13 protein-coding genes are annotated in these 13515 nt (G+C 59.9%); 9 read left to right on the top strand and 4 right to left on the bottom strand.

The window, feature by feature from the left end; translation table 11 throughout:
- Nucleotides 1-43: 43 nt before the first annotated feature.
- Nucleotides 44-880, top strand: a complete 837-nt coding sequence (locus EAO39_RS22130; RefSeq protein ID WP_240467166.1) for an IclR family transcriptional regulator — start codon at nt 44-46, stop codon at nt 878-880.
- A 9-nt stretch (nt 881-889) separates the two neighbouring features.
- Here EAO39_RS22130 and EAO39_RS22125 read toward each other — a convergent pair whose 3' ends face one another.
- Nucleotides 890-1348 (bottom strand): VOC family protein, encoded by a 459-nt coding sequence (locus tag EAO39_RS22125; RefSeq protein WP_120971807.1) that lies wholly within the window; start codon nt 1346-1348, stop codon nt 890-892.
- A 175-nt stretch (nt 1349-1523) separates the two neighbouring features.
- Here EAO39_RS22125 and EAO39_RS22120 point away from each other — a divergent pair, with 175 nt between their 5' ends.
- Nucleotides 1524-2165, top strand: a complete 642-nt coding sequence (locus EAO39_RS22120; protein ID WP_120971806.1) for a response regulator transcription factor — start codon at nt 1524-1526, stop codon at nt 2163-2165.
- Between the two features lie 21 nt (nt 2166-2186).
- On the opposite strand, the gene EAO39_RS22115 is transcribed toward EAO39_RS22120, so the two are convergent.
- Entirely contained in the window at nt 2187-4781 is a 2595-nt protein-coding gene (locus tag EAO39_RS22115; protein ID WP_120971944.1) for a PAS-domain containing protein, read from the bottom strand.
- Between the two features lie 269 nt (nt 4782-5050).
- Between EAO39_RS22115 and EAO39_RS22110 the strand changes: the two genes are divergently transcribed.
- Nucleotides 5051-6370 carry a dicarboxylate/amino acid:cation symporter gene (locus EAO39_RS22110; protein WP_120971805.1) on the top strand — a complete coding sequence of 440 codons (1320 nt, stop codon included), beginning with the start codon at nt 5051-5053 and terminating at the stop codon, nt 6368-6370.
- Nucleotides 6371-6856: 486 nt separating this feature from the next.
- On the opposite strand, the gene EAO39_RS22105 is transcribed toward EAO39_RS22110, so the two are convergent.
- Together EAO39_RS22105 and EAO39_RS22100 are read right to left on the bottom strand one after the other, a co-directional pair.
- Nucleotides 6857-7600 carry an RIO1 family regulatory kinase/ATPase gene (locus tag EAO39_RS22105; RefSeq protein ID WP_120971943.1) on the bottom strand — a complete coding sequence of 248 codons (744 nt, stop codon included), beginning with the start codon at nt 7598-7600 and terminating at the stop codon, nt 6857-6859.
- 163 nt (nt 7601-7763) lie between these two features.
- Complete coding sequence (locus EAO39_RS22100; RefSeq protein WP_120971804.1) at nt 7764-9509, bottom strand: FMN-binding glutamate synthase family protein; 1746 nt, start codon at nt 9507-9509, stop codon at nt 7764-7766.
- A 203-nt stretch (nt 9510-9712) separates the two neighbouring features.
- On the opposite strand from EAO39_RS22100, the gene EAO39_RS22095 reads away from it, so the two are divergent.
- The 6 genes from EAO39_RS22095 to cpaB all read left to right on the top strand — a co-directional run bounded on the left by EAO39_RS22095 (nt 9713) and on the right by cpaB (nt 13502).
- On the top strand, nt 9713-10510 hold the full coding sequence (locus tag EAO39_RS22095) for a YecA family protein (protein WP_120971942.1): 798 nt from the start codon (nt 9713-9715) through the stop codon (nt 10508-10510).
- A gap of 46 nt (nt 10511-10556) precedes the next feature.
- Nucleotides 10557-10871 carry a helix-turn-helix domain-containing protein gene (locus tag EAO39_RS22090; protein WP_120971803.1) on the top strand — a complete coding sequence of 105 codons (315 nt, stop codon included), beginning with the start codon at nt 10557-10559 and terminating at the stop codon, nt 10869-10871.
- 403 nt (nt 10872-11274) lie between these two features.
- Nucleotides 11275-11457, top strand: coding sequence for a Flp family type IVb pilin (locus tag EAO39_RS22085; RefSeq protein ID WP_120971941.1), 183 nt, complete (start codon nt 11275-11277; stop codon nt 11455-11457).
- 7 nt (nt 11458-11464) lie between these two features.
- Entirely contained in the window at nt 11465-11935 is a 471-nt protein-coding gene (locus tag EAO39_RS22080; protein ID WP_120971802.1) for an A24 family peptidase, read from the top strand.
- Between the two features lie 21 nt (nt 11936-11956).
- Nucleotides 11957-12457, top strand: coding sequence for a TadE/TadG family type IV pilus assembly protein (locus EAO39_RS22075; protein ID WP_120971801.1), 501 nt, complete (start codon nt 11957-11959; stop codon nt 12455-12457).
- Nucleotides 12458-12506: 49 nt separating this feature from the next.
- Nucleotides 12507-13502 (top strand): Flp pilus assembly protein CpaB, encoded by a 996-nt coding sequence (gene cpaB, locus EAO39_RS22070; protein WP_120971800.1) that lies wholly within the window; start codon nt 12507-12509, stop codon nt 13500-13502.
- Nucleotides 13503-13515: the final 13 nt, after the last annotated feature.

Here is a 13515-nt window from a genome sequence, read left to right as displayed (position 1 = left end):
TTGATAAGCGCAAGTAGCTATGAAAATTGATAAGAAAACTCGCTTGCAGACCGCCGTCCAGGCGCCGCCACCCGGCGCGAAACCGCTAGTCGAGCCCGACCAGCGCCGCCAGCGCGTGCAGGCGGCGGAAACCTGTCTGGCCGTGCTCAAGGCCCTGGCCGGCCTGGGTGGACGCGCCAGCCTGACGGCGATTGGTGCGGCGGTGGATGAGAGTCCCGCCAAGGTGCACCGCTATCTGGCCAGCCTGATGGCCGAAGGTCTGGTGGAGCAGGATCGAGGAGGCACGCAGTACGCGCTGGGCAGCGAGGCGATTCGCGTGGGTTTGGCGGCCATGCGCCAAAGCGATCCGATACGCGTGGCCGAGCCGGCCTTGGCGCATCTGCGCGAGAGTCTGCAGGTGACCAGTTTCATCGCCGTCATGGGCAACAAGGGGCCGGTCATCGTGCGCTTTGAAGAGCCTGGCCTGCCGGTGACGGTGAACGTGCGCGTGGGCTCGGTCATGTCTTTGCTGTGGTCGGCCACGGGTCGGGCATTTCTGGCTTTCATGGACGATCAGCCGCAGATCCAGGCCTTGCTGGAGCAGGAGTTGGCGCAGGCCCCCAAGGAAAAGCGGGCGTTGCTGGATAAAACCGACCCGCTGGGGCGTTTGCGGGCCGAGATTCGTGCGGCTGGCTGTGCCTCGATTCGCGATATCAATCTGCCCGGCATCAGCGCCGTGGCCGCGCCTTTGTTTGACTACACCGGCCATGTGGTCGGCGTGCTTTGCGCGCTGGGCGCCAGCGGCGGGTTCGACCCTGACCCGCAAGGCCCGATTGCCCAGGCGATCTGCGCGGAAGCCGCGCGCGTCAGCGCCTCGCTGGGTTACCGGGCCGAAGCCTGAACGAAAAAATCAGGCTGGCTGCGGTGTCTGGACGTTGACCATCCACGGCGTGCCAAAGCGGTCGGTCACCATGCCAAAGCCGGGCGACCAGAACGTGGCCATATAGGGCATGGCGATCTGCCCGCCTTGCGCCAGGCCGTCAAATACGCGCTGGCCTTCGACCTGGGTCTCCACGCCTATGGATACCCACAGACCCTGCGGTTTGCGGTAGCCGCCGCCACAGCTGTCGCTGGTCTGCGAGGGATCGGCTGGCATGGCGTCCGAAGCCATGATGGCCTGGGCGCCGACCTGCAGATGGATATGCATGATGCGTTGCTTGGCGGCATCTGAAAGCGGCGGCATGTTCTCGCCCGGCGGCATTTCGTCGAAACGCATCTGATGCAGAATCTGCCCGCCAAAAAGCTGGGCGTAAAACGCCATGGCCTCGGCGCAATTGCCGTCGAAGTTGAGGTAGGGAATGAACTGCATGGGCGTACTCTCCTGTGAAGGGTGGTGTGAACATGGGTCGCAAGGCATGGTAGGCAGGCGGTGCAGCGCTGTCCATGGGGTATTTGTCACCGTGCTGAACATCGTGTGCTGAGCTGTGACGAAGTCGCAGCCCTGTGTCAGCACGGTAAAGCGCGGCCATGGCAGACTTGCGCCTATGTCAGATCCCACTTTTCTTGTTGCCGATGATCACCCGCTGTTTCGTGCAGCGCTGATACAGATGCTGCGCGAACGCTTTGCGCTGTACAAGATTGTGGAAGCGGCCAGTGCCCAGACCGTGGGTGCGGCCATGCAGGACCATCCCGAAATCGAGCTGGTGCTGCTGGATCTGGCCATGCCCGGTGCACGCGGCTTTTCGTCGCTGCTGCATGTGCGCGGCGAGTATCCCGAAGTTCCGGTGGTGGTGATCTCCTCCAATGAGCACCCGCGTGTGATTCGCCGGGCCCAGCAGTTTGGTGCTGCAGGGTTTATTCCCAAGTCGGCTTCGGCCGACGATATGGCCGCCGCGCTGCTGGCCGTGCTGGATGGGGATAACTGGTTTCCCTCCATGGCTGCCGAGCGTTCGGAGGCCGATGCAGCACTGGCGGCCAAGCTGGCCCAGCTCACGCCCCAGCAATTTCGCGTGCTGCTGTGCATCGCCGACGGCCTGCTCAACAAACAGATTGCCCATGAGCTGGGCCTGGCCGAGAACACCGTCAAAGTGCATGTGACGGCGATTCTCAAAAAGCTGGAGTGCTACAGCCGCACCCAGGCGGCGGTACTGGTCAAAAGCCTGGAGCCGGAGAGCGATCTTGGCTAGGCTGAGATCGTCAACACGTTCTTAATCCTTCTCGCGGCGCAGCAGCATCTGGCTGATCAGCGCCCTCAAAGCTGCGGGACGTACGGGCTTGAGCAGGAAACCCCAGCCTTTTTCTGCTGCCTGGCGGCGCAGGGCAATGTTGTGCTCTGCGGTCACGAGAATGACCAGCGGCTCCTGGCCCCAGCGCTGGCACAGCTGGGGATAAAGATCGGGCCCGTAAAACTCGCCCATGCGCACATCGAGCAGCAGCATCTGCGGTGCGTTGCCGGCGGCCGTCAGATCCAGCGCGGCTTGCGGGCCGCCTGCATGCTGCACCTGGCAGCCCCAGCGTTGCAGCAGGGCCGAGGTGGCCTGGCAGCTGGGGGCATCGTCGTCTATGTACCAGGCGGTGGCGCCTTGCATGCTGTCTTCTCTGGCTGGGTCGGCTTGGGCCGGCGGGTCTGCCGCTTCGGGTGCGGGCACGGCTTCGTGGCCCAGCGGGACGACGACCCAGAACACGCTGCCTTTGCCCAGCTCGGAACGCAGGCCGATCTCATGGCCCAGCAGTTTGCCCAGCCGATCCACGATGGCCAGGCCCAGGCCTGCGCCCCGGTCCTGGTCGTGGCCCTCGTTGAGGCGGCGAAACTCTTCAAAAATCTCGCGCTGCAAGCCCTTGGGAATGCCAGGGCCCTGGTCATGTACCTCGATGCGCAAAGAGTCGCCCTGGCGGCGGCAGCCTATCAGCACCCGGCCCTGGGGGGTGTAGCGGATGGCGTTGGAGAGCAGGTTTTGCAGAATGCGCCGCAGCAGCGCTTCATCGCTATGAATGGTGTAGCGCGAATCGATGGCGGTGAGCTCAAGGCCGCGGCTTTCGGCAATGATGCCGAAGTTGTGCTGCATGACCTGCAGCAGCGGGCCCAGCGCAAAGTCGCGCCGGTGCACCGCCAGCTGGCCCGACTCCATGCGCGAGATATCGAGCAGGCTGTTGAGAATGCCGTCCTGGGCAGCCAACGCTCCGTCAATGCTGTCTGCCACGCGGCGAGAGGATTCGTCGTGCAGATGGCTGCGCAGCAGCGAGCTGAACATGCGGGCCGCATTCAGCGGCTGCAGCAAATCGTGCACGGCGGCAGCCACAAAGCGGGTCTTGTAGCGGTTGGCTCGTTCGGCCTCGCGCTTGGCCTGGGCCAGATCCCGGGTGCGCTCTTCCACGCGTTTCTCCAGGGTATCGGCCAGATTGCGCAGCTCGCGTGCCGCATTCTTGTAGCTGGTGATGTCGGCGTAGCTGGTGACAAAGCCGCCGTCGGGCAGGGGGGTGCCGCGGATTTCCAGTACCGTGCCATCGTCCTTGGCGCTTTCATGCAGGTGGGCTTTGCCGCTGCGCAAATGCTCCAGGCGCCGCTCTATGGCCTCTTCCACGTCGGCCTTGCCCAGCAGGCCGCGCCTGGCGTTGTGGCGTATCAGGGTCTCGATGGGCTGGCCCACACGCATCAGCTCGGGCGGGTAGCGAAACAGCTCCACATAGCGTGAATTCCAGGCGACCAGATGCAGTTGCGCATCGATCACCACCACGCCTTGCGGCAGATGTTGCAGGCTGCGCGAGAGGCCGGTATCGGCCTGCTTGGCGGCTTGGACAATGCCGTCCTGTGCGGTGCGCAACTCCTGGGCATGCTGGTGCAGCACGGTTTCCAGCTCCTGGCGGCTGCGCTGGCGCAAGGCTGCCAGACGCTGGCGCTGGCGTATGTAGAGCACCAGAAGCGCCACGGCCAGCCACAGGCCGCCGGCGGCCAGCGCGGCCCAGCGGCTGTGGGTCGAAGCGTTTTGTGTGTTGTGCAGCAGGTGCAGCTGCCACTGGGTATCGGGCAGGTTCAGGCTTTGCCAGAGTACCGGCGCGGCAAGCGGGGGCTCGGAAAAACGGACCAGCCGGCCGCCGTCTGCGGCCTCGTTGTCGAGCTTGTACTGCATGGGCTGCAGGTTTTCGTCCGCGAACTGGCGGGTGGCCTCCATCTCGCTGACTTCGTGTGCTGCCAGCGGGCGCAGCAGCCGGTAACGCCAGGCTTCGTTGCTGGTCAGGAAGACCACGCCATGGTCGTCGGTGGCCATCACGATATCGGGCGACTGTCGCCACTCGCGTTCCAGCTCCTGCAGCTCGATCTTGATCGCCACCAGCCCCAGTATCGCCCCCTGATCGTCGCGTATGGCCTGCGACAGAAAGTAGCCGGGCTGGCCTGTTGTCATGCCGATGCCGTAAAAACGCCCGCTGCCCATGGCCAGGGCTTGCTGCACATAGGGGCGAAAGCTGTAGTCCTCGCCCACATTGCTTTGCTTGCCGCGCCAGTTGCTGGCGGCAAGGGCTTTGCCGTGCAGATCCAGCAGGGTGAGGGTGGAAGCGCGGCTGGCGCCGTTGGCCTGCTCCAGCTTGCGGTTGAGCTGATCGACCTCGACCGCAGACAGGCGGTGGCCCAGGGCGGTCTTGAGCTGCTCATCCAGTGCCAGCACTTCCGGTAGCGTGCGGTAGCGGTCAATACGCTGGCTCAGCGTCTGGGCGTACAGCGTCAGCTGGCGCTGCACGCTGGCGCTTTCATCGAGCATGGCTTTTTGCAGAGCAAGCTGGCCGGCGACCAGCATGACGATGCACATGCTGACCAGCAAAAACAGCAGGGTCCAGATCAGGCGGTGGCGTACAAATCGCATGGGCAGGCAGGGCGCAAAGGTGTTGACAGGGCGAAATGCTCTCCAGTGTGAGCTTTTGGTGTCAAGGGATTACCCTTGGGTCGTACGGACTCTCCATAGGGAGAGCGGATTCTCTAATACCAATAGGTTATCGGCACAAAAACGGGGCAGCGGTACAACCGGACACCACGGCGCACCCACATGGTGCATTCCCATTTGCTTTTCGCAGGCACAGCATGCAAGCCATACCTACCGAAGTCGCTCAGCCCGAGCGCTTGCCTTTTTACCGCCAGCTGTACTTCCAGGTGGTGTTCGCCATCATCCTGGGCGTGCTGCTGGGGCACTTCGAGCCGGCCTATGGCGCGGCCATGAAGCCTTTTGGCGATGCCTTCATCAAGCTGATCAAGATGATCATCGCGCCGGTGATCTTTTTGACCATCGTCACCGGCATTGCCAATATGACGCATCTGAGCACCGTGGGACGCGTGTTTGGCAAGGCCATGGCGTACTTCCTGACCTTCTCCACGCTGGCGCTGATCGTGGGCCTGATCGTGGCCAATGTGATGCAGCCTGGCTCGGGCATGCACATCAACGTGGCCGATCTGGACCAGAAGGAAGTCAACTCCTACGTGGCCAAGTCGCACGACATGACGCTGACCGGCTTTGTGATGGACATCATCCCCAAGACACTGATCAGCCCGTTTGTGGGCGACAACATCCTGCAGGTGCTGATGGTGGCCGTGCTGTTCGGCATCTCGCTGGCCATGGTGGGCGAGGCGGGCAAGCCCGTGCTGAACTTCTTCGAAGCGCTGACCAAGCCGGTGTTCAAGCTGGTGAACATCGTGATGAAGTTCGCTCCCATCGGCGCTTTCGGTGCCATGGCCTTCACCATCGGCAAGTTTGGCCTGGGCTCGCTGCTCAATCTGGCCGAGCTGGTGCTGACCTTCTACATCACCTCGGCCGTGTTCGTGCTGGTGATTCTGGGCACCGTGGCTCGCCTGTGCGGCTTCTCCGTGCTCAAGCTGATTCGCTACCTCAAGGATGAGCTGCTGCTGGTGCTGGGCACTTCCTCTTCGGAATCGGCTCTGCCTTCGTTGATGCAGAAAATGGAAAAAGCCGGCTGCAGCAAGTCTGTGGTGGGTCTGGTCGTGCCCACGGGCTATTCGTTCAATCTGGACGGCACGAATATCTACATGACGCTGGCGGCCCTGTTCATTGCCCAGGCCACCGACACCCATCTGACGCTGGGTCATCAGGTCGCGTTGCTGCTGGTGGCCATGCTGTCGTCCAAGGGCGCGGCCGGTGTGACCGGCGCCGGCTTCATCACCCTGGCCGCCACCCTGGCCGTGGTGCCCGAAGTGCCCGTAGCTGGCATGGCCCTGATTCTGGGTGTGGACCGCTTCATGTCCGAATGCCGTTCGCTGACCAACTTCATCGGCAATGCCGTGGCCACCGTGGTCGTCTCCCGCTGGGAAAATGCTCTGGATTACCAGCAACTGGATGCCGCCTTGGAGGGCAAGGCGCTGCCTGAGCCCGTAGTGCAGCAGCATGCCTGATCGCTGCATACAGAGGCGGATGTCACACCTCTGACCTGCTGATACAGCCAACCGCCCCGACGGCAAAGTCGGGGCGGTTTTTTTATGGATTTTGGATTGAAGTCATTAATGAAACTGCGCAATCAGCTATGAATTTTGCAGATGTGCTGTGAGCGATTGTCACCAGCAAGAACACCTGCCAGCGCCTCTTCAATACCTAGAACTGTGTGATGAGCGCAACTTATAGCCCAACAGGTCTGACAGGGTGTTACAGAAAGCGCGGCTTTCGCTGATAGATTGTGGAGGTTTGCCCATTCACCCGGATAGAGATGAAACCAAAAATCAATTTCATTGAGAGGGAGCGCCTGTTCAGGCGTGAGCTGAAAAGACGACGAGTGAAATTCTTGCCCATGCAGGTCTTACGGCGCATGTTTGAGCAAGCCGGTATCTAGCGCCGCCAAAGCGCCCCACCGGCGGCCAGCCGCAGAAAATCGCTGAAATGCCGCTTCAGTGCTGGGGCGCTGCCGCCAGCAAGTCATAAGCCGCGCGCACGCGCAGCGCGTCGCGGCCCAGGCGGCGACTCAGCGGCAAAAAACGCACCCAGGCCAGTTTGTGCACGGTCACTGCCAGGACCTCCTGGGCATCTGCGGGCATCGCTTTCACAAAGGCCGCCCATTGCGTCTGAGCCTGGGCCATGCCCCCGCTTTGCAGCACAAACAGGGCGGTGGACTGGGCGTAGTTGAGCGCATCACGCGCCAGGCATACGGCCCGGGGCAGATGGGCGGCCGGGTCGTCTTCAAAGTCGATAAAGCCGATCACGCCATCGGCGCAGCACACCATGTTGCGGGCCACGGCCTGGCTCAGCACTTCGCCTTTGGCGTGCACCTGGGCCAGGGCATCCAGGCCCCGCTGCCAGAGGGCGAGAACGGCCTGCGCACCCTCTGGGATGGCGCTTTCTATGGCATTGGTCAGCGAGGGGGAGTCTTCGCCCGGGCGACCCAGATGGCGCATGACAAACGCCGTTTGCGAGACGGCCAGCACCTGGGGCACACGCAATCCCAGAGCCTCAAAACTGCGCAGGCGGCGCACCTCGGTGGCAAGGGATTGCGCTCCGCCGGGGTTGGGCACGGGTTGCAGCACGGGGGCGCTGAACAAACGGGCCAGCCAGCGCAGCAGCTGGTAGTTCAGGGCCGGGTTGCCCTGGGCTGCGCGTTTGACCCACAGCGTTTCATGCGGCAGCTCGTAACGCATGATGTTGTGCGCTTGCTGCTCATGTTCTTTCAGGAATACTTCGTAATTGATAGCTTTATCCGCAAGTGCTGTATTGGCTTGAGGCGAAAAATGATCAGAATTCTTGGTGTCGGACACGGGAGAGCGCTATCGAAGTAGGGAACAGGGGCAACACCTTGGAGCATCAAGTCCAGATACTGTTGCGCGACGGCAAAGCCTGCGATTGTGCCGCGCCCGAGGCCCCCGGCGCAGAAGGGCGCAGCATGGGTTCGCGCAGCGCCTGGAAACTCTGGGCCGAGGCCAGCGGCCAGTAGTTCTGAAACACCTTGTGCTGCTTGTCCAGCGAATGCAGCAAAGCACCGGGCTCTACCCGCAAAATCAGGTTGGACAAGAGGCTGACCTGGGTATCGTCCAGCCTGCGCACGATGTGGTGGGCCGTGATCTCGTTGGGATGCTTGAGGCCGGCGGCCTGCACCAGCTCCATCAGCGCATGCAAGGTGTTCTTGTGAAAATTGGCCACGCGTGTGGCCTTGTCCGGCACGACCAGGGCCTTCTGGCGCACCGGGTCCTGGGTGGTCACGCCCGTGGGGCAGGTGCCGGTATGGCAGGTTTGGGCCTGTATGCAACCCAAGGCCATCATGAAGCCGCGCCCTGAATTGCACCAGTCCGCGCCCAGGGCCATCATGCGGGCGATATCGAAGGCGGTGATGACCTTGCCCGCCGCGCCAATCTTGATGCGGTCCCGCAAATTGGCGCCGATCAGCGTGTTGTGTACCAGCAGCAAGCCCTCCTGCAGCGGCACGCCCACATGGTCGACAAACTCCACCGGGGCGGCGCCGGTGCCGCCTTCTGCGCCGTCGACCACGATGAAATCCGGGGTGATGCCGGTCTCCAGCATGGCTTTGACCATGGCAAACCACTCCCAGGGGTGGCCCACGCAGAACTTGAAGCCCGTGGGCTTGCCGCCCGAGAGGCGACGCAGTCTGGCGATGAACTGCATCAGCTCCACCGGTGTAGAAAACGCGCTGTGGCTGGAAGGTGAAATGCAGTCAACCCCCACGGGGATACCGCGAGCTGCTGCGATTTCAGGAGTGACCTTGGCGCCGGGCAGCATGCCGCCGTGGCCGGGCTTGGCGCCCTGGCTGAGCTTGACCTCAATCATCTTGACCTGCGGGTCGGTGGCGTTGACCACGAATTTTTCTTCGCTGAAGCTGCCGTCCGCGTTGCGGCAGCCAAAGTAGCCCGAGGCCACTTCCCAGATCAGATCGCCGCCATGTACGCGGTGGTACTGGGAGATGGAGCCTTCGCCCGTGTCGTGAATGAAACCGCCCATTTTGGCGCCCTGGTTAAGCGCCTGAATCGCATGGGCCGACAGCGCGCCAAAGCTCATGGCCGAGATATTGAAAACGCTGGCGTGATAAGGCTGGGTACAGCTTTCGTCGGAGGGAGAGATCGTATCTGGCGAGGCCCCGATCCAGAGGCGAAAGTCATGCGAGGGTAGCTTGGTGGGCTGCATGGAATGGTTGACCCATTCATAGCCTTGCTGGCCTACATCGAGCTGGGTGCCGAACGGTCGGTTGTCAACCTGGCCCTTGGCGCGCTGGTAGACCAGCGAGCGCTGGGCGCGGGAAAAAGGCTGGGCTTCGGTATCGCCTTCGATGAAGTACTGGCGGATCTCGGGGCGGATGAACTCGAAGATAAAGCGAAAGTGCCCCATGACGGGGTAGTTGCGCAAGATGGCATGCCGGGTCTGCAGTAAATCCCAGAGACCCAGCAAGACCAGCAGGGTCGAGACCAGCAGCCAGCCCAGGCCTTTTTGCTGGGTCAGCAGCGTGTAAAACGACAGGCACAACACCAGCGCAGAAATGATCAGCGCGCTGTAGCGCAGGGGCAGACTATTGAAGAAGCGATGCACTGCAGATACTCCCATGGCAGGGTATGTTGATGATGGCCCGCTAAAATTCGGCCCTGAACGGGCGCATCCAGCCTGGATGCTTGAGCCCCATGGTCTATCGCCCATCGCCCGGCCCTGCACTTCGATAGTGATGAAAACAGTCCGGGCCATCATAGAAGCCTTTCCCAATGCAAGAACAAGCAACAACCCCCGCCGCTGCAGATGCAGCCACCTCCGACATGCCTCAGGGCGCACTGAGCAACGAGCAGCTCGAAGAACTGGATGCGCTGCTCGACGAGCTGCGCACACGCGGCGACGAAGTCCCTCAGTGGGAGTTCTGCGACGGTTTTCTGACCGCGCTGGTCTGCACACGCCGCCCCATCGAAGCTGCCGAATACCTGCCCATGCTGCTGGGCGATGGCGAAGCACTGGACGTGGCGCAAGGCCAGCCGCTGCCCAAGCTGGACGTGTTCAAGGACGAGGCTCAGCAAGCGCGCTTCATGGAGCTGTTCGAGCTGCGCATGGCCGAAGTGCGTGAGCAACTGGGCACCGAAGTCAAGTCCCTGGCCGATGACATGGCCTTCCAGCCCGAAGCGCTGGACACCCGTGGTGCCATCCTGATGCTGCCCGAGGCCGAGCAAGCCGAACTGGCTGACGAGGAAGTGCCTTCCTTCTCCCAAGTCTGGGCTCTGGGCTTTATGTTCGTGGTGGAGAACTGGGCCGATGATTGGGCTGCACCCCGTGACAAGGAAGCCGCCCAGTGGCTGGACGCCGCCATGGAATTCATCGTCAACCTGACCGAAGACGACACCGACACGCCGGCACTGAACTTGTACGACGAAGCAGGCCCAGCCTCCACCAGTCAGGAACGTGTGGACGCTTTTGGCGAGGCCATCTGGGCCGTGTATGACCTGCACCAGCTGTGGAAGAGCATGGGCCCCCGCCAGGAAACCATCGTCAAGGGTGAACAGCCCGGTCGCAACGATGCCTGCCCTTGCGGCAGCGGCAAGAAGTTCAAGAAGTGCCACGGCGCCTGATCTAGCGATCCGCAGACGGCTTGATTGAAACCTGGGAGCATCGGGCATGACGCATATTGGTGAGCGCATCCGTGCCCGCCGTGGCGAGTTGGGCATGTCGCAAGGGCGGCTGGCCGAGGCTGCGGGCATCACGGCTTCGGCCGTGTCCCAGATCGAGTCCGGCGCCATTCGTACCCTCAAAAGCGAGACCTTGAACCGTCTCGTCTTTGCTCTGCAGACCACGGCGCTGGAGCTGACGGCCGGGCTGGGTGCCGAGAAGCAGAGCCTGCCTGCCGACGAGCTACTGCTGCTGGAGGCTTACCGGTCACTGCCGGAGTCGCTCAAGCTGATTGCGCACAAACTCATCAAAGCCCTGCAATAAGGCTTTGCCGCCCATCGAAAAGGCCTGCTAACAGCAGGCCTTTTTCGTTTTGATACGACATTGCTGCAATAAACAAGGGTTTTTGCTTATTCGCTCTGTAGGAGAAATTTCTTGGGAATGTAAGAAACAAATGATTGTTTTGTACAGGAGATAAGAAAGACGGCGTGAGACAGGTGCGATGGCTGTAAATTTTCCGACGCTTTGATTTCTAAGTATTTGTTTTTTAATGATTTTTTAAAGAAATTTATTTTTCATCTTGTCTAAACTTAGTTGTCGACTACTTCTCTGTAAGTGTCGATAGATATTTCAAATATTTCTATTTGTATCCATGTTCTCTAAGATTTATTCCACGGTGGTTCAAAGAGTCTCCGTAGTTCTCAACCTGTAGATGAAGGAGCAAATCATGAAAGACCAGATCGTTCAATTTCTGCGTGATGAAGAAGGTGCAACTGCTATTGAGTATGGGCTGATTGCGGGTGTTATTGCTGTCGGGATTCTTATCTCATTGCAGGGAGTTCGCGAGGCGATAATTACTCTTTTTGATGATATTAAAACAAAACTAGGAACTGCGGCTACTGCTAAATAAGCAGTAAATGTCACTAATTTTTTTGGGCTGGTTATGCATTTCAGCAGTTTGTGATGCTAGATATCGCAAGTGCTTTAATTGGATTGTATTTTCAGGGTTAGGGTTGGCAATAATATATGTCACCCTAATTCCTGAGCTTCATCTAGTTAATATTGATATTAAGGACAGTGTTTTTGGTGGATTTTTAGCATTTATTGTATTGCTGATATTTTACGCGCTTGGAATGTTAGGGGCCGGTGATGTGAAGTTTGCAGCGGCGCTTGGTTTTTGGATTGGTTGGAAGTTGTTGTTACCTGTCTGGGCTCTGAGTTGTGCATTTGCAGTAGCGCATGGTTTATTTGTGCGGAGTAATTTAAGATATTTTTTTGTGAAATGGATTCCGATAAATTCTGAGACAAAATTTAAAAATAAAAGATTTATTCCTTATGTAACTTATTTATCATTAGCCACAATTATTGTGTTGATGTTATATAAATGAGAAATTAGGAAAGGAGGGGTTATGCAAATAAGAAAACGTGAGCAAGGCGCTGCGGCTATTGAATTTGCTGTTCTCTTTCCGATCTTTTTTTTAATTTTCTATGCCATTGTTACTTATGGTCTGATTTTTGCTGCACAGCAAACCGTTACTTTGGCTGCGGCCGAAGGTGCACGTGCGGCAGTGCGTTATCAGGCCGGAAAAGATCAAGACGCAAGAAAAGTGGCGCGTATTGCCGCAGCCTGCGATATGTCCAATCAGGTTCTGGCGTGGATGAGAAAAACTGGTACAGGGCAGGCAACGCCTGCATCGGGAGTCTGTGCAACAGGTATTACCAAGACGGAGATAAGCACAGTCACGGCTCAATGTTCGGCGCTTTCAGGGGTTACATGCATCAAGGTACTGGTTACCTATGACTACGACCAAGCCCCTTTGATTCCTAAATTGCTGGGGCCTTTGCTGAGTCTGCCAACTCCAAAAGCCTTGCAAGGTCAGGCGGTGGCGCAAATCAGTCTGGTGGATTGAGTTCGGAGAAAGCCTTGCCAATGATGCAGGGCATAAAAAGGGGGGAGCTATGGTGAACCTGGCCAAAATTGCAGTCGGTGTGTTGTTGGCGCTTGCGCTGACCTTGGGCATTTACGGTTGGATGCTGGCAGGCTCGTCCAACACTGCCGATCCACCGAGCTCGGAGGTCCATGCCAGCCCCAGACCCGCCGCGGAGCTGGAGGTGGTGGTTGCGGCACAGACCGTGGCCGCAGGCCAGGCGCTCAAGGCAGAGGACTTGCAGCTGGCGGCTCTGCCCTCCAGGCCAGACGGTGCATATGACTCTGTGCAGGCCGCTGTTGGCGCAGTTCCCGCAGTGGATGTACCCAAAGGAGCTCCTGTCTTGGCGGGACAGATGGTGACGGGCTTGGCACTCAAGGTGCCGGATGGTGAGCGTGCCGTAGCCGTCAAGGTGGATGAAAGCATTGGTGCCGGCAACCGCATTCGCCCCGGTGACTTTGTCGATGTGTTCTTTGTGCTGCGCCGCGATGGCAATGAGATTGACCAGAGCCAGGCGCGATTGCTGCTCTCGCGCAAGCGGGTGCTGGCCTATGGTGCGGCGTCGGTGGATGCTTTGAGCAGCAGCACGGAAAAGACCGAGGGCAGGCAAAGTCCGAACAGCCCGGAAAACGCACGCACTGCCGTGTTGTCCGTGCCGGTCGATGAGGTCAGTCGCCTGGCTTTGGGCAGCTCCAGCGGCAGTCTGCTATTGGCGCTGCGCAATCCTGCCGATCTGAGCGAGCCCGATCTGGAGCGCTTTGCGCCCATGCCGGGGGTGCTGGCGGTGTCTCTGCCCAAAGGTGCTGCGGTCGCGGGCAAGCTGGAGGGGGTGGATGCGGCTCAGGCGGGTGTTGCCATGAGTTCACTGTCTGGCGGCGGCGTTGCAGCTTCTATGCGCCCTGCCGTACGAGCCGTGGTCGCTGCGCCGGTCAAGGCGGTCGCTCCACGTGTACGTTCCGCCTCTGCTGAGTCTTCGCTGGCCGTTGAGTATGTTCGCGGCGCCACCACACAAACAGTGCATTATTAATATGAAAAAAAAT

The organism is Comamonas sp. lk, assembly GCF_900564145.1.
Lineage (GTDB): Bacteria > Pseudomonadota > Gammaproteobacteria > Burkholderiales > Burkholderiaceae_C > Comamonas.
The sequence above is the reverse complement of the archived record's forward strand: the minus strand, read 5'-3'. Positions and strand labels throughout refer to the sequence as shown.